Source organism: Desulfoscipio gibsoniae DSM 7213 (assembly GCF_000233715.2).
GTDB classification, from domain to species: Bacteria; Bacillota; Desulfotomaculia; order Desulfotomaculales; family Desulfallaceae; genus Sporotomaculum; species Sporotomaculum gibsoniae.
Window position 1 is genome coordinate 207,727 of the sequence record NC_021184.1, and the last position, 16,289, is coordinate 224,015.

The 16,289-nt window shown below is 41.4% G+C and carries 15 protein-coding genes and 2 pseudogenes; 16 read left to right on the forward strand and 1 reads right to left on the reverse strand.

The annotated features are described in order from the left end of the window. Positions 1-21 precede the first annotated feature (21 nt). The 14 genes from DESGI_RS22765 to DESGI_RS01200 all read left to right on the forward strand — a co-directional run bounded on the left by DESGI_RS22765 (position 22) and on the right by DESGI_RS01200 (position 14,266). Complete coding sequence (locus DESGI_RS22765) at positions 22-1,026, forward strand: restriction endonuclease subunit S (RefSeq protein WP_006522986.1); 1,005 nt, start codon at positions 22-24, stop codon at positions 1,024-1,026. After that, a complete protein-coding gene (locus tag DESGI_RS01150; protein ID WP_006522985.1) occupies positions 1,014-4,067 on the forward strand; it encodes a type I restriction endonuclease subunit R in 3,054 nt (1,017 codons plus the stop codon). The genes DESGI_RS22765 and DESGI_RS01150 overlap by 13 nt, the downstream gene beginning before the upstream one ends. A gap of 1 nt (position 4,068) precedes the next feature. Beyond that, entirely contained in the window at positions 4,069-4,782 is a 714-nt protein-coding gene (locus DESGI_RS01155) for a M48 family metallopeptidase (protein ID WP_006522984.1), read from the forward strand. Between the two features lie 1,199 nt (positions 4,783-5,981). After that, a complete protein-coding gene (locus DESGI_RS01160; protein WP_006522983.1) occupies positions 5,982-6,494 on the forward strand; it encodes a hypothetical protein in 513 nt (170 codons plus the stop codon). After that, positions 6,494-7,708 (forward strand): HEAT repeat domain-containing protein, encoded by a 1,215-nt coding sequence (locus DESGI_RS01165; protein WP_006522982.1) that lies wholly within the window; start codon positions 6,494-6,496, stop codon positions 7,706-7,708. Before DESGI_RS01160 ends, DESGI_RS01165 begins: the two co-directional genes overlap by 1 nt. 180 nt (positions 7,709-7,888) lie before the next feature. Further along, positions 7,889-9,394, forward strand: coding sequence for a hypothetical protein (locus DESGI_RS01170; protein ID WP_041284721.1), 1,506 nt, complete (start codon positions 7,889-7,891; stop codon positions 9,392-9,394). 241 nt (positions 9,395-9,635) lie between these two features. Continuing rightward, positions 9,636-10,070 (forward strand): hypothetical protein, encoded by a 435-nt coding sequence (locus tag DESGI_RS01175; protein ID WP_006522980.1) that lies wholly within the window; start codon positions 9,636-9,638, stop codon positions 10,068-10,070. A gap of 13 nt (positions 10,071-10,083) precedes the next feature. Next, positions 10,084-10,263, forward strand: a complete 180-nt coding sequence (locus DESGI_RS23500; protein ID WP_281168108.1) for an ATP-binding protein — start codon at positions 10,084-10,086, stop codon at positions 10,261-10,263. 95 nt (positions 10,264-10,358) lie between these two features. Then, positions 10,359-10,694, forward strand: coding sequence for an ATP-binding protein (locus DESGI_RS01180; protein ID WP_006522979.1), 336 nt, complete (start codon positions 10,359-10,361; stop codon positions 10,692-10,694). A gap of 55 nt (positions 10,695-10,749) precedes the next feature. Further along, positions 10,750-11,001, forward strand: coding sequence for a hypothetical protein (locus DESGI_RS25285; RefSeq protein ID WP_006522978.1), 252 nt, complete (start codon positions 10,750-10,752; stop codon positions 10,999-11,001). Continuing rightward, complete coding sequence (locus tag DESGI_RS25290) at positions 10,955-11,248, forward strand: hypothetical protein (protein WP_006522977.1); 294 nt, start codon at positions 10,955-10,957, stop codon at positions 11,246-11,248. The genes DESGI_RS25285 and DESGI_RS25290 overlap by 47 nt, the downstream gene beginning before the upstream one ends. After that, positions 11,209-11,418 carry a BlaI/MecI/CopY family transcriptional regulator gene (locus tag DESGI_RS25975; RefSeq protein ID WP_281168109.1) on the forward strand — a complete coding sequence of 70 codons (210 nt, stop codon included), beginning with the start codon at positions 11,209-11,211 and terminating at the stop codon, positions 11,416-11,418. Before DESGI_RS25290 ends, DESGI_RS25975 begins: the two co-directional genes overlap by 40 nt. Then, on the forward strand, positions 11,415-13,646 hold the full coding sequence (locus DESGI_RS01195) for a M56 family metallopeptidase (protein ID WP_006522975.1): 2,232 nt from the start codon (positions 11,415-11,417) through the stop codon (positions 13,644-13,646). Before DESGI_RS25975 ends, DESGI_RS01195 begins: the two co-directional genes overlap by 4 nt. Before the next feature lie 125 nt (positions 13,647-13,771). After that, positions 13,772-14,266: a Fic family protein gene (locus DESGI_RS01200; RefSeq protein WP_041284722.1), complete on the forward strand. Its 495-nt coding sequence runs from the start codon at positions 13,772-13,774 to the stop codon at positions 14,264-14,266. Positions 14,267-14,313: 47 nt separating this feature from the next. On the opposite strand, the pseudogene DESGI_RS26590 reads toward DESGI_RS01200, so the two are convergent. Further along, positions 14,314-14,456: pseudogene (locus DESGI_RS26590) on the reverse strand (transposase domain-containing protein); the annotation flags it as partial. 1 nt (position 14,457) lies between these two features. On the opposite strand from DESGI_RS26590, the pseudogene DESGI_RS01205 reads away from it, so the two are divergent. Together DESGI_RS01205 and DESGI_RS01210 are read left to right on the forward strand one after the other, a co-directional pair. After that, positions 14,458-14,889 (forward strand): annotated as a pseudogene (locus DESGI_RS01205) (diaminopimelate decarboxylase family protein); the annotation flags it as partial. 576 nt (positions 14,890-15,465) lie between these two features. Continuing rightward, complete coding sequence (locus DESGI_RS01210) at positions 15,466-16,275, forward strand: Fic family protein (RefSeq protein WP_006522971.1); 810 nt, start codon at positions 15,466-15,468, stop codon at positions 16,273-16,275. Positions 16,276-16,289: the final 14 nt, after the last annotated feature.

The following is a 16,289-nucleotide window of genomic DNA, read 5'->3' on the forward strand; positions in this document are numbered from 1 at the left end:
CAAGTATTTGCTGGGGATATTTTGATTGCGCGCCATGGTAGTTCTGGTAATGCTGTTATGGTACCCAATTCTATTAATGAAGCCAATACCTTGAATATTGTTATAATCAGAACTGATATTAAGAGAGTAAATAGTATATTTGCAGTATATATTATTAATTCTTACACAGTTAAAAACCAAGTACTGACGGTTACAGCGGGTTCGACACAAGGAGTAATAAACACTGGAGAAATTGCTAAACTTAAAATCCCCCTTCCTCCAACCACTTCTGAACAAACAGCCATTGCCGATGCCTTAAGTGATGCTGATGCGCTAATACAGTCTTTGGAAAAACTCATCGCTAAAAAACGGGCCATTAAGCAGGGTGCCATGCAGGAATTACTCAAACCCAAAAAGGATTGGGTGAAGAAGAAGTTTGGAGAGGTAGCAGATAACAATAAAAAATGGAGTTTTACAGGTGGGCCTTTTGGTTCCAATTTAAAGTCTTCAGACTATACAGAGGATGGTATTAGGATAATTCAGTTACAAAATATAGGTGACGGTCGTTTTATCAATGACTATGCAATATTTACTTCGGAAAATAAGGCTGATGAGCTTATCAGCTGCAATATATACCCAGGTGATATTATTCTTTCAAAAATGGGCGATCCCGTTGCTAGAGCCTGTATAGTTCCAGATTTTCATCACCGTTATTTAATGTGTTCGGATGGTATCCGGCTATCAGTGGATAAAAAAGTTAATCATCCATATTTTATTTACACATATATAAATTCACCAATATTTAGAATGTTAGCCGAAAATGCAAGTACTGGGTCAACTAGAAAAAGAATTGGACTAAACGAGCTTAGAAATCTTGAGTTAGTTATACCGCCAATTGCCGAACAAACCCGCATCGCCACCATCCTTTCCGACATGGATGCGGAAATAGCTGCCCTTGAAGCCAAGCTTGTCAAATACAAACAAATCAAACAGGGCATGATGCAAAACCTCTTAACCGGGAGGATTAGACTGGTATGGGTAATGTAGGACAAGTGGAACGAAAAACTCAAAACCGGGTTGTCAAACTCTTTATCGACCAACTGAAATACACCTACCTTGGCAACTGGGAAGAGCGCCAGGACAACAGCAATATTGAGGAAGGGTTATTAACCAAATATCTCAAGAAAAAAGGCTACAATAAAACCCTCATTACCAAGGCGCTGCATCAACTGCGGGTAACTGCCAACAACCACAACGAAAGCCTTTACATCAACAATAAAGAATTATATAAACTACTGCGCTATGGTGTGCAGGTAAAGGCTGAAGTGGGCAAAAATTATGAGACGGTGCATCTCATTGACTGGCAGCACCCGTCAAAGAATCACTTTGCCATTGCCGAAGAGGTAACGGTCCACGGGCAGAAGGACAAACGCCCGGACATTGTACTTTATGTCAACGGCATTGCCATCGGTGTCATTGAGCTAAAACGCAGCACGGTATCCATTGGAGATGGCATCCGCCAGAGTATCGTTAATCAAAAGAAAGAGTTTATCGGGCAGTTTTTTTCCACCATCCAGTTTATCTTTGCCGGCAATGACAGTGAAGGTTTGCGTTACGGCACCGTTGGCACACCGGAAAAGTTTTTTCTCCGGTGGAAAGAGGATATAAAAGACAATAGTCTTTTGCAGCTGGATAAATATTTAATCAAGATGTGCAATAAAAAGCGCATTACTGAGCTTATGCATGATTTTGTACTCTTTGACGGAGGCATTAAAAAACTACCCAGGGTGCACCAATACTTTGGCATTAAGGCTGTCCAAAAACATATCCGCAAGCGTGAAGGTGGTATTATCTGGCATACCCAGGGGAGCGGCAAGAGCATTGTTATGGTGCTTTTGGCCAAGTGGATATTGGAAAACAACCCCAATGCCCGGGTTGCGGTAATCACCGACCGGGACGAACTGGATAAACAGATTGAACGGGTGTTTAATGACGCCGGGGAACCAATAAAACGAACATCTAGCGGTAGGGATTTGATGGCCCAACTTTCCCGGGCCACTCCCCGGTTGCTCTGTTCCCTGGTGCATAAATTCGGCAAAAAAGATGTAGGTAACTTTGAAGAATTTATCAAGGAATTGGCAAGCCAACCCTCCCAAGCAGTGGGTGAGCTGTTTGTTTTTGTGGACGAGTACCACCGCACCCAGAGCGGGAAATTACACCGGACAATGAAGGCCATGCTGCCCAATGCGGTATTTATTGGCTTTACCGGCACACCGTTATTGAAGAAAGACAAACAAACCAGCCTAGAGGTATTTGGGAAATATATCCATACATATAAGTTTAATGAAGCCGTTGAGGATAAAGTGGTGCTGGATTTGGTTTACGAGGCCCGTGATATTGACCAGCGGATAACTTCACCCAAACGTATTGACGATTGGTTTAACAGCAAAACAAAAGGGTTGAACGACTTCCAAAAGGCAGAACTCCGCAAAAAATGGGGTACCATGCAAAAGGTTTTAAGTTCAAAATCCCGCATGGATAAAGTGGTCAATGACATAATTTTCGATTTTAATGTAAAACCGCAGCTTAAATCGGAAAGGGGTAATGCTATTCTGGTGGCATCCAGTATTTATGAGGCCTGCCGCTATTATGAGCTATTTCAGAGCACCCACTTAAAGGGCAAGTGTGCGGTGGTTACTTCATATAATCCAAACACCCGGGACATTACCACCGAGGATACCGGTGCCAACACTGAAACCGCCAAGGAGTACATCTATAACACTTATGTTGAGCTACTAAAGGACGTATCCGCCAAGCCAGGTAAGTCAAAAACAGAAACCTATGAAGACCGGGTAAAAGAGAAGTTCGTAAAAGAACCGGCCAAAATGCGTCTTTTAATAGTGGTGGATAAATTGTTAACCGGTTTTGATGCCCCCAGCTGTACTTATCTTTACATCGATAAATCAATGCAGGACCACGGTTTGTTTCAGGCCATCTGCCGGGTAAACAGGTTGGATGCAGAGGACAAACAGTTTGGCTACATTGTGGACTACAAAGACCTTTTTAAGAAGGTTGAAAATGCAGTGGCTGTTTATACTTCGGAACTGGACTGCGATAATTTTGAAAAAACCGAATGCGATGTTTTACTGCAAGATAGAATTAAAAAAGGCCGCCAGCGTCTTGATGAAGCCATTGAACAGCTTGAACTGCTCTGTGAACCGGTGGAACCGCCCAAAGGAACCTTGGAACACATCCGTTACTTCTGCGGTAATACCGAGGTTCCCGAGGAATTAAAGGCTAAGGAAGTACAGAGGACAGCGTTGTACAAAGGGACGGTCGCCTTTATCCGGGCCTATGCCAACATTGCCGATGGCCTGGAGGCAGCGGGTTACACAGAATCGGAAATTAAGTATACTAAAGAGCGGTTGGATCATTACTTAAAACTGCGGGAAGAGATACGCAGGGCCAGCGGCGAAACCCTCGACCTGAAAACCTATGAAGCAGATATGCGTCATTTAATCGACAATTACATACAGGCCGACGATCCGCAAAACATATCCGTCTTTGGTGATATGTCATTAATTGAACTGATAGTAAATACAGGCATTGCAGCGGCTATCGGTAGCTTACCAAAGGGCATTAAAAACAATAAAGAAGCGGTAGCCGAGACCATAGAAAATAACATCAGAAGCAAGATTATTAAGGAGCATTTGATTGACCCGGCATTTTATGAAGAGATGTCGGTGCTGCTAAATACAATTATCAAAGAGCGCAAAGAAAAAGCCATCAGTTACAAAGAATATCTAAAGAAGATTGCCGAACTGGCGAAAAAAGTACAGCAGGGTAAAGGCGAGAGCACACCGGAAGTGCTAAATACTCCGGCCAAAAGGGTGCTTTATAATAACTTGGGTGAAGATACCAATTTAGCCATGAAAGTTCACGAAACTGTACTGGAGTACCGTCCCGACGGGTGGCGAGGGAACGACGCCAAAGAAATGATTATTAAATACAGGCTTTTCGAAGTATTACAGGATGCGGACGAGGTTGAAAGAATATTTCCTATTATAAAGGAGCAGGGTGAATATTGATATGGTACAACTGCAGCTTGGTGATATCATCATAGATGTTGAGCAAAAAAATATTAAGAATATCCACCTCAGTGTGTACCCGCCGGATGGTAGAGTTCGGATTTCTGCACCCAAAAGAATGGACTTGGACATCATCCGGGTCTATGTCCTTTCAAAATTAAAGTGGATTAAAAAACAACAGGCTAAATTTATAAACCAGGATAGAGAAGCACCCAGGGAATTTATCAGTAGAGAGAGTCACTACTTCAGAGGAAAGCGTTATCTGCTTAAAGTGGTGGAACATAAGGCACCGCCTAAAATTGAGTTGCAGCATAGTACAATTGTAATGTATATCCGACCGGGAACACCCACCGAAAAGCGTCAAAGGATATTAGATGAATGGTATCGTGCTCAATTAAAAATTGCTGTACCCCAACTCATTGAAAAATGGGAAAAGAAAATGAACGTAAAGGTAAATGAATTCGGTATCAAGAAAATGAAAACCAGATGGGGTACCTGTAATCCTAATGCTAAACGAATCTGGCTAAACTTAGAACTAGCTAAAAAGCCTCCAGAGTATTTGGAATATATTGTGGTTCATGAAATGGTTCATCTGTTGGAGAGAAAGCACAATGACATTTTTACAGCTTATATGGATAAATTCATGCCCAAATGGCGCTATTATAAAGATGGTTTAAATCGATTGCCGGTAAAACATGAAAAATGGAATTATTGAGTGTTGGATAGGCAAATAAGGACATCAAGGTACTAACTATGAATTCTCCGAAGGAGTATCATCTAAAACCCCGAAGTTAAGCAATGGTGATTACGAGGTTCATAAGGAAAGTTGCACATATTTGCCAGATATAAATAATTTCTATTGGTGTTTCGTGCGAATGGTTGTTAGCTGTTCGATTTTTATGGTAGTATTAACCATTTGCACGTAGTTTCTTACGATCTCTTTGCCATCTCCTGTCCGGTGAATCAAGTGCACCGTGATTTATATGAATAACTTTTGACGGTTCATATACACATTCAGTTTTTCTTGGGTGCGGAACCTCCCCACCCCATGACAGTTATTTCGGACCGGATGGCGGCGGTGGTGGTGGAACCCCTCCCCGCTTGGGGCACGACCGTCCCGCACTTGATCGAGGTGAACGGCAAACTCCGCCGTGAGGTAAAAATATGTCGTTTACCCTTTACAACTTAATTTATAAAAACAAAAACTTTTAGTCTTTAAACGGTAATAATATCAGCTTTGCCGTTAACAGGTGTCCATTAATTACGCAAGGAGTATTTTACCCAAATAGAGGATTTTGTCAGTTTACGATGAATTATTAAGGGAGTCAACTTGTGCCAGCATCTTTATAGGTGTTGGCTTTAATTTTTTGTGAAGGAATCTTCTGATGATACAGATAGATATTGTAAACCAGTTTGAAAGGTTACTTAATGTCTATAACTGGAAGTTAGGATGAGGAAACTAAAGTAGCAATTAAAAAATATCTTTTGAATATTTAGGTGAGATAAATTATGGCAAATGAAGAACATATCAATAAATTAAAAAGTGGGGTCAAAGAATGGAATAAATGGAGAACCGAAAACCCTAAATATATCCAAGTTTAAGGAATATAGATTTTGCTGGTGAGTTTCCAAATAAACATGAAATTAATAATATACCAAATTATGAGGGGGCCAACTTTTCAAATATGGATTTGCATGGAGCATCCTTGAGAAATGAATTAATTAGGGTTTACTGAACGGAACAAAACCCCAATAGAATCAAAGAATTAGGAACATATTTGTCGAGATAAGATACATGGAAAAACGCGGTAAAATATGCAAAAACCGTGCACTGGAGGACAATAATCAACTTGATAATCCATAAAGGAAGTATCTAATTACTAGAGAATTTAGCCTTTGAAAGGAGGCGAATCTTTGTCAACTAAGTGTTTTCTTACAAAGAAACAATGTAATATACATACATCTGTCTTACCAAATGAGTATACGGTCTTTCTAGGTTACCAGTTTAATTCTGAATATTATAGGCAGACGGATTTATTAGCATGTGTTCAATTAGCAATAAACTTAGCAAACACCGACTTGAAAAGGGTCGGAAAAAAAGTTTCATTTAAACGAGTTGGCAGTGAGGAAGGTATACATATTTCTTGTGAAATTTGTGAGAATATTAGAAATTCAAATATATGTATATTCGAGATATCAGATAGAAATCCTAATGTTCTATTTGAACTAGGATTATCTGCGGGAAAAGAAATTATTTTATTAAAACATAGACGAAGCCCAGAGGTTCCCTCAGATATTTCAGGTATTAAATATACTTACTATGAAGATGAAGATAGTCTTGAAGCATTACAAATTATAATGGCAAAAATAATTCATGATTCGGTAAGTAAATTTGCACCTTCGTCTTTAGTCATAGGAGGGATATAATGAGTAACGACTATGAATCATTATTCATTGAAGCAATAAAATCATATAATGATGACCGTGCCTTTTTACACTCAATGCAAGAATTTTACCGTAATAAATATCCCGGTACTTGTGCTGGTGAAGGTACACATCAATGGTTATTCGACAATACAATTAATTTACTAAATGAGGCATTAAAGCTTAATCCGGGTAGTTGGCAAGTGTATCTTTTACTTTCAAAAGCTTTGAAAGATAAAAGTTATCTTGGTGAAGGTTGTTGGGATGATAAGTTATTATCCCAATCTGCTGAATATTATCAAAGGTATCTTGAACTTACTACAAGCGAAATTGCCGTTAGTATAGATTCATCTTCAGATTCGAACATGGTATTTTCGTCATTAGAAAGATATTTTCAGAAGTTGATAAATGAAACAGCAAATAAAACTGCTGAACAAAAAATTAACTCTTTATACTTACTCTCAAATTACTTAAATTTCTCGGAAGAAAAATACAAAGGCATAGTCGAGAATTTCTTGGTTAAAACATTGAAAGATGAAAATGATAAGGTCAGAGAACATTCTGCTAAATTAATAGTAGATCACTGTAAATTATCTAATGAAATAGAGGAAAAATTAATTGAATTACTTTACTTTAAAGATAACCCTAAAACTAAAACTAATGTTGTTTGGATTTTAGGGAAACTTAGTTCTAAACAATCTTTGGAGCATATCCATAAAATTTGTGAAAAAACTACTGATATTGAGTTTCTTCAAATTGCGGCAACTGCGCTAGGACGTATCGGAAATCATAGATCTGTTGAACTCCTAATTTCACTAGCAAATAAAGGTAATAATATGCTGACTAAACGTTCACTCTGGTCTTTAGGTCAACTTAAAGCAAGTAAAGCTCTTGAAACCATTCTTAAATATACAAGACATGAAAGTCATAGGATATTCGGTGAAGCTTTTAATGCACTGTTCAAAATTGGTACCTCTAACTTACTAGAAGTTCCACCTAATGTAGTAAATTCAATTAGCTATATTGATAATAATATTATTAAACTAATAAAATCTAAACCATGTCTAGGGGCAACCCGTTTCTCAATTAGCTGGGTATTACTTCCTAATAAGGATATAGCAATCACATTCTCAGATGGCCATATCCTAGGATATGCTCTATTTACAATAACAAACGACGTAAAATTACCAGTGAAGCTAATTGTAGAACAAGTATAAAGGAGTAACCCGGGGCGAGTTCCCCGAGCGCAAGTTCAATTACAGTTTTACATTATTCATATATCCATTAGGCTAATAATGCGAAAATACTCAGAATTTATTCAAGTCATGAGTATTTATATAATCCTACATTGCAATAAATCCAGATTAGTCAGGGAATACATAGAACGCGAGGTCATGATGGCAACCATTTATGAAAGATATCTGAAAATGAATATTGACGTCTCCCGCATTGGCTTGGAGCGTGGCGAGAGCAAAAGCAACTACTTCTGCACACCCAAGGGTGCGAAAGTGATTGGCTGGGCCGGTGTGGATGGTATCCACTATTGCTTCGTACGTGGCTTTGGCGAGATGGTGTTTGCCGTCAGCCCGATGAACACACCGGGAAACTATGTGCATCCGGTGGCAAGAGATTTTATGGACTTCCTGCGGCTTCTGCTGGCTTGCGGTGATGCTGCGGCACTGGAGCAGGTGTACTGTTGGGACCAAGCGCAGTTTGACGCCTTCCTGCAGGCCAATCCTCTTACCGCTGAACAGCAGACCGTGCTGGATACCATTCGGGAGGAGCTGTTGCTCGCGCCTATGGAGCAGCCCTTTGCTTATATCAAAGAGCTGCAGGCCGAGTTTGATTACAGTCGCATCAAATATACGGAAGATTACTATGAGTGGGTTCCTGTCGAGCCGAAGATACCCGAATGGAAGGTTTACTTTGACGGCAATTTTTGGGGGCATCATGGCCGTGAAAGAGCCGGCAAGGAAATTTCTCTCGATAAGCGGTTTGTCTGGAACGATGAAGTCTGGTATATTCCGGCGATTTACATCTGCGGTAAAGGCTTGGTCGTGGACTTTTGCGTACAGGTTCCAACTGAGCACATTCGTTCCTTTATGGACAAGTGGAATCTCTCTATTGAGAAAGATGGAGCCGACTTTACCGATGAACAGCAGATGCAGTTTGATGCAGAAAATCCGCTGGCCATTAATATAAATGCTGAGGTTATGTTGAATGGAACTGTCCTTTCAGTCTCTCATGGCTGCGGCGTGTCATGGAATCCCTGCTTCCCAGAGGGCAACGGCCTTGAGGCCAAGAGCGCGACCCAGCATTATGGCCTTGATCCTGCCTATGGCTGGGCAATCTGGCGTGCTGCTTTTCCTTGGACGAAGAAACGCAAACCGCCGCTCACGATGCTCAGCGTAACACTGATGCAGGAGCCTGTCGCTATGTCGGGACCGCATTTCCATGTATCAGCGCCTGGTGAGTGCATCGCGTTTACACACCCGACCACCGGCGCACGGCATACGCTAACCTTGCAGGAATATGAGCGGCAGGAAATGTCCCGTGAGCATTTTGTCAGCCAAAATCAAGAGTTCCCGACGCACTATACTGTGATGCGCTATACGCTCTCGCCGGATCTGCCCGATAGTGCATTCACTGTCACTGATTGCGTTCGTTCCGACCAACCCCGCCAGAAGCGCACTTATCCCTATGAGCCGCAGGCATCTGGCAGCGTTTACATCGGCATCATTGGCGGTGCAGATGGTCCGACTGCCATCATTTCTGGCGGCAGCGGCCAAGGCCGGCTCCATGTAGCCTGCTCCGCACTGCACTTCGAGCCGGTGGACGAAGTGGAGTGGCGCCTGGTGTTTTATGAAAAAAGACGCCAAGATGTCACGGTGGAGCTGATATAAACCTGATTACTAAGAGTTTATGAGCATAATGTGCAAATCGGCCAATTAAACATTATCCATATCACGCACAGTTGAGTAAGAAACCTTAGATAATAAAAACAGTGTCATGGGTATTATTGATACCTTCGAAGCAGCACATGATTACCAAGTTGTCAACAACCCCGCATCCTGATATATACGGAAGTATAAGGAGGAAATCCCGGGAATATTAGATGATAGATGTAATAGGGGGGGGGATTTTATGGCGGATACTTCAAATTTAATTAAAGTAACAAAGTATATTCTTAAGGTATTGGAAGGTGAATTTAAAACAAGTTTTAGCAATAAAAAGATAAGAGTGGGTTCGCAAGGTGTAGAAAAGAAATTTTCTGGAGTATCTGATGATTCAAAAATAATTGTTCATATCTGCCATCATAGTGGCAGAACTAAAAGTGGAAACATACCAGTTGGAAAACTAAATGGATTGTATTCTAAGTGCTATATAATGGAGAAGGCAAATGCTGATAGAAAGTATATATACTTTACAAATAGAGAGTTTTACGAGATATTTAGAAGAAATAGTATTGGAATTGTTGATGGAATCGAACTGCGGTACTTTGATAATTTACCCATTGAATATCAAGAGGTATTAAATCAAGTTATTGAAGATGCAAGTGATGAAATGTTTGTAGGATAGGATACCTAATGAGATTGGCAAAGTTTTTAATCGGTTTTATCGAGGGGCAGCACAGAAGGTGGTGGGGGCAGAAGGCTCTGGAATAGGCTTATACTTGAGTAGAAAAATTCTCGAAGAACAGGGCGGAGCCATTATTGCCAGCTCTTCCGGAGAAGGACAGGGAAGCCAGTTTACCATATTGTTAACCTTATAAGGAGCATTCTTGTAATACTTAAAAAGGGACTTTGAAAAAAGAGACGCCAGTCTTTACAATCGGAATGCGTTGGCTGGGATGGGCAGGTGGGCAGTTTGCGCATTGGTAAAATAGAACACAGTATGGAGGGCTGCGCCTGCCCCATGGGCTCAATAACGAGGTCATTACTTAATGAGCTTCAAATAAATGAAAATGAGTGGATCATAGTGGATACCGAGGCGGGGGTTGAACATTTTGCCCGTGGCATACTGGAAGGCGCGGACATAGTGCTGATGGTGGCGGATCCCTCCTACGAATCGGTTTTGCTGGCAGAAAAGGCCAGAGGATTGGCAGAAGAGGCTCATAAAGAGTTTTTTGTTATTTTCAACCAGGCCAACCTTGCCGGAAACCAGTTAGATATCAATATGTTACGGAGCATGTTGAAGAAATAATTAAAAACATGTCGAAATTGCATGGACTGACTGATTTAAAAAAGGGGTGGGCGAAATGATTCTTGCGCCACGAAAAAGAGAACATATTATACCTATGCCGGTGGTACTGATATCGACGATGAGCGGGGGCGGAGTGAAAAATGCGGCTCCCTGGTCAAACATTACTCCCATACTGAGGCCTTCCGACGATATTGTTCTTGGTTCCTGGATAAAGCGTGACACTTTGATCGACATCCGCACAACAAAGGAGTTCGTAATTAATGTGCCGGCTGCCGGCATGGCTGAGCCGGTTAATGATTTGCTCTAAAAATTATCCCCCGGAGGTTGATGAATTTGAAAAGGCCGGGCTTCGCGCCCGTCCGTCCAGGAAGATCAAACCTCCGGGCATAGAAGGTTGTCTGGCCTGGGCGGAATGTATTTTAACGGAGGAAATCAGAAGAGAAAATAGAGTTGTTAGCCCGTATGTCAAGCAAAGCGAAAAATATTTTTATATTTTTTATCAATGTCTGTTATCATGCAGGTCTCTTTCCAAAATGTTTTCGGCACGGGCTTGACATACGCAAGAGAGCAGATTATCAGGCAAGAAAGTAATATGTTTTTGGAAAAAACTTTTGGCGGAAATATACCTGAATTATGTGCAACATTTCTAAAGGACAGAAAAATTACAAGAGAAGAAGCGGAAAAGCTCAAGAAGATGATAGAGGAGGCTTCAGAAAAAATATGATGAATTTTTTTGATATCCTGTTAAAAATGAGTCTTCAAGCCTCCCTACTCATATGTGTAATTATGGTTCTTCGGACATTTATTGCGAAGCTGCCGAAAGTATATACCTGTATGCTTTGGGTATTGGTGCTGATACGGCTACTGTGTCCGATTTTTATCGAGAGCGGCTTCAGTTTGGTGCCGCAGATGGACGGCGAAGCAAATACAGTATTCTCTGACCAAAGCAGGCTTTTACCGGCAGAACCGGCTCAGGAAAGCTTTGCTGACAATGCTTCAACCAATGGTGGGGAGCCGGTCGGGCCAGCTCCTGCTAACAGTACACCTATCTACAATAATGAGACAGTTAATACAGCTTTCGACAATTCCATTGGGACGGACTGGTCTGTGGGAGATATTCTTTTCATACTATGGATGATTGGTATAGTGCTTATGGTCGTCCTACATATAACCCAATATGTAAGAATGAAGAAAATGCTTCGAACGGCAGTTCATACTGAAGAGGGTGTATGGGAATGCGATAGAATACACTCCCCCTTTGTCATGGGCTGTATTAAGCCGCGCATCTATCTCCCCTTCGGTATAACGGGAGTAGAGAGAGCGTATATAGTCAGCCATGAGCGCAGTCATATTCATCATTTTGATCCGCAGCTTTGTATACTGGAAATAGCTGCGCTATGTCTGCACTGGTGGAATCCCTTCGTATGGCTGGCAGTTTACAGAATGAATCAGGACAGGGAAATGCTCTGCGATGAAGCTGTCTTAAAGCATGCCGATATAAATACCAGAAAAGAATATTCCGCTACTCTGCTTCAATTTGCAATGAAGCAAAGCAAACTGGCAGTTATCGTATCCTTTGGTGAAACTAATACGGAAAGCAGTATTAAGCATATTCTGAAATTTCGCAGGCCTACGGCAATGATAAGCGCATTCTTAATCCTTATCGTTGGGATATGTGCATTCTGCTTTCTCACAGTTCCGGGAATAGAGGCGACTCCAGTTATGGATTCTAAGGTAAATGGGACGGATATTACCCCTGAGGTGAGTCTGGAGCAGTCGGATACCGGTCTACTGGGAGATAAGGAATATGCGGATCTGATTATGAAATATCTGGAGGAGGATAATAACGCAGGTTTTGCATCATTAATAAAGTATCCCATAAAATTATATGTCGGTGACCAACAGAAGGTTATATATAATGAAGAAGAGTTCCTGACAGCATATGATCAAATCATACAGGAGGATTTCAAGGCTTCGGTATTAGCCACTGATACCGACAATCTGCCCACGAACATGTATGGTGTGAGGATGGGCAACGGCGAGCTGTGGTTTGAGAAGTTTGATTCCACCGGATATCAGATTTATGCCATCAATAATTCAAGTGTGGTATCCTACCCGCAGGAGGATATATTTATCACAGGCTGGAACAATAAAACCATGAATTTGGATATGAGCATGCAGGAAAAGGATACCTGGTATTCTAAAATAATCAAGGATATTCCTCACGCAGAGGAAAGCTATGAAATCCGGGGAGTATATTATGAGGATATGGATAAGAACGGTTCCCTGGACCTCCTGCTCCTGCTAAAGCTGCGTGACGGAGCTATTACGCCGGAGTCCTATCCCGGTACGTATCTGTGCATCTATATGAATGATGACCCCGTATATTTAAAAGAGTACAAGGAAAGCTTATACCTTGCATTTCGCCACGTACTTTATGGGGATGTTGATAGGGACGGCTGTACAGAAATCATTTACAGCATCGATACCGGAGGCAACGGAGGCAACGGTTCCGCAGAAAAATCAATCCTGAAATATAAGGAGCATACCTTAATGCAGATGAGCCTTCCGGGGGATGATTTGGAGGAACTTGAGGAAGATGTTGATGAGGGCTATGAGGTAAAGGTACTGTACGGAAAGGGAGAGAACGAATATAAGGCAGTATGTGACAGCCTGGGACGGACAGTTGAATTTCATGGAAAAAATGCCGTGGATGCTAACGGTAACAAAAGCGTTCAAAACATCAGGGAAAATGAATTAGCCGGTGGAAATTGCCGTGGCTATACGGAATTTTCTATCATAAGCAAAAGCGGACAAGAATATCTGCAAGCGAAGGAATATCTGCACGGGGAAGGAGGTATCAACCATTGTGTGGGCTGGGCCTCATTTCTGATGGATTGGGACGAGAATGGAAATCCCTCTGTTCTGAAATTTGACGTGGAGGAACTGTAAGATCATAGCTGTATTTGCTGAACACATGTGATAGTACTCAACTAAAGCATGTACAAGATAATAAATGGAAATCTAGCTATTACACGTTCATACCTCGTCCTTTGATAAGTGGTACATTTTATGAAATGGATGAAGAATTGGCTGCTATGTTGGCATCTACTCATAAATTGCTGGGGGTGCTGGAAGGCATGGCAATGTATGTGCCAAATAAAGATGCTATACAAGAATTAATGCTCTTAAAAGAAAGCTATTATTCCAGATTAATAGATTATCCCAGCTCCTCTTTTTATGAAATATTGGCAGACAGAACATCAGTTAGAGCCGACATAGACAGTGTTACTTCTATTGCATTAGCTTATAAGCACTCATTTGGAAAAACGCTTACAAACCATATGCTATCAAATATATGCAGCATTGCTCTATATGGAGTCGAAGCCGAAGCCGAAATTGAAACTCGGGAAAAACAAACGTTTTTATCCAATGTCGTTACAAATTTGAAGCATTATAATCCTACTGCTCCAGATCATATTCTGTCCGCCATTGCTGATATATCCACGTTCCTGCATATCAATGAATCCACAAATATTGTGATAAAGGCTGCTCTGGCTCATTATCAGTAAGCGTAAAATAAGCCCCACCTTGTAAACAGGGTAGGGCACGACTTAAACTATTTATTGTTTACTCGACAAGTCGAAGGCAAAGCAACCGACCAGGGAAGTAGCTCATCTAGAGCATTTCGGTTTTCGATATCTATATTGGGAAGCCTTTCAAAAAATATTGCAGATAGCTAAACGGATTCAAGCCATTTTTTCCATACGGTTGTCTTGTCGCAACTGCCATACATGAAAAACACATACATAAGGACTACATAGGCCTTGACGCCTGTGCCGCAAATCTTATGCGTCCTGCCATGTATGATGCATATCATCATATTACCGTTATGGGCAAAGAAAATCTCCCCTGTAGCTACAAATACGATATAACAGGCGGGCTATGCGAAAACAATGATAAATTTGCCATCGACCGTATGCTCCCCAAAATTGACATTGGAGATTTGCTCGTCATACATGACACCGGTGCCCATGGATTTGCAATGGGCTACAACTATAATGGAAAGCTCCGCTCAGCAGAGGTTTTGCTTAAAGAGGATGGTAGCACCGAACTTATTCGTCGGGCAGAAACACCTGCGGATTACTTTTCGACCCTTAACTTTACCAAATATATGAAAAAGACCTTGTTCTAATTCATAATTTTGTAGAAGTTCAATTAAGGATTTACCCTTTAACCCGTTACAGTGAACCGTATCATAAGTAATGGTAATAACATAAATGATTACGGTTCAAAATAGATGATGAATAACCCCATCTGGTCACTTATCGCCATGAACAATACTCCTGTCAGTTGTTGTTCTTTAGCGCAAACTTTCTCCAATTATTCCGATTCCCCATGATCTCCCTGTGCAGATAATTGCGCGTATTAATTCCATGTTCTTGCCGGCTAACCTTTCAAAATTGCCATAAACCTGTCAATACCTGTATAAACCTTAATGAATCCGCTGAGGAATTGTTGAATCGAGGTGTGGGGCAACGCATTACGCTGGAGGAAGGGCAAGAGATTTTAACCATTGCGGACAGGGAAGGGTTAATTCATTTAACCATTTCATCTCCCGGTCAACTGGAATACGCTTTGTGCTCCTGTTGCAGTTGCTGCTGTCACGATCTGCAGGCCTTATTAAAATACGGACGTAATGGTCCTTTCTGTCTAAATTTGTTAAAACTGTGATATAATGAACTCGGTAATATAAAAAGGGGGAATGTACTTGGAGCAATATAACCGGGTTATCGGACTTTGGCAATCTTACAAGATTACGTCCGCGGTCGATCTGGACAAATACCTTGACAGCTTCCGTATCCTGTTTGCGTTCCATTCCGGGAAGATAGAGAATGAGGAAATCACCTATCATGATACAAGGGAAATCTTTGAAAACGGTAAGGTGGTGAGCTATACCGGAAGTCCCCGTGCCTTGTTTGAACAGCAAAATCAAAAGCTTTGCTATGAGTTTTTAAAAGAAAAAATCATAAAAAGGGAGCCTATGAGTGTAGAGCTGGTCAAGGAAATTCACAGAATTCTCACTGGCGGGACATACGATGAGCGCAGGTATATCGTAAATGAGGAACGACCGGGCGAGTTTAAAAAGCATGATTATGTGACCGGTGTCCATGAGGTCGGCTCCGCTGCGGAAAATGTGGAAAGCGAATTGACGGAGCTGATTGCTGAAGTAAATGAATATGGGGGCAAGGACGTTTTGAAAGCTTCTACCTATCTTCACGCGAGATTTGAGTATATCCATCCCTTTGCAGACGGTAACGGACGTGTTGGCAGGACACTCATGAATTACTATCTCATGATACATAATCACCCGCCCCTCATCGTCTATGACGAGGATAAGCGGATGTACTTTGAGTGCCTGCAAAAGTATGATGAGGCTGAGGAATTAAATCCCCTGTATGAATTTCTTAAGTATGAAACGGAAAAGACATGGGAAAAAGCACTGGCTCTTGCCAATGGTATGAAATCGGAACGCAAAGGCCTGTCGGATTTTATCCAGGGAGGGAATCTTGATAGATGAAAAAGCTGGTGCTC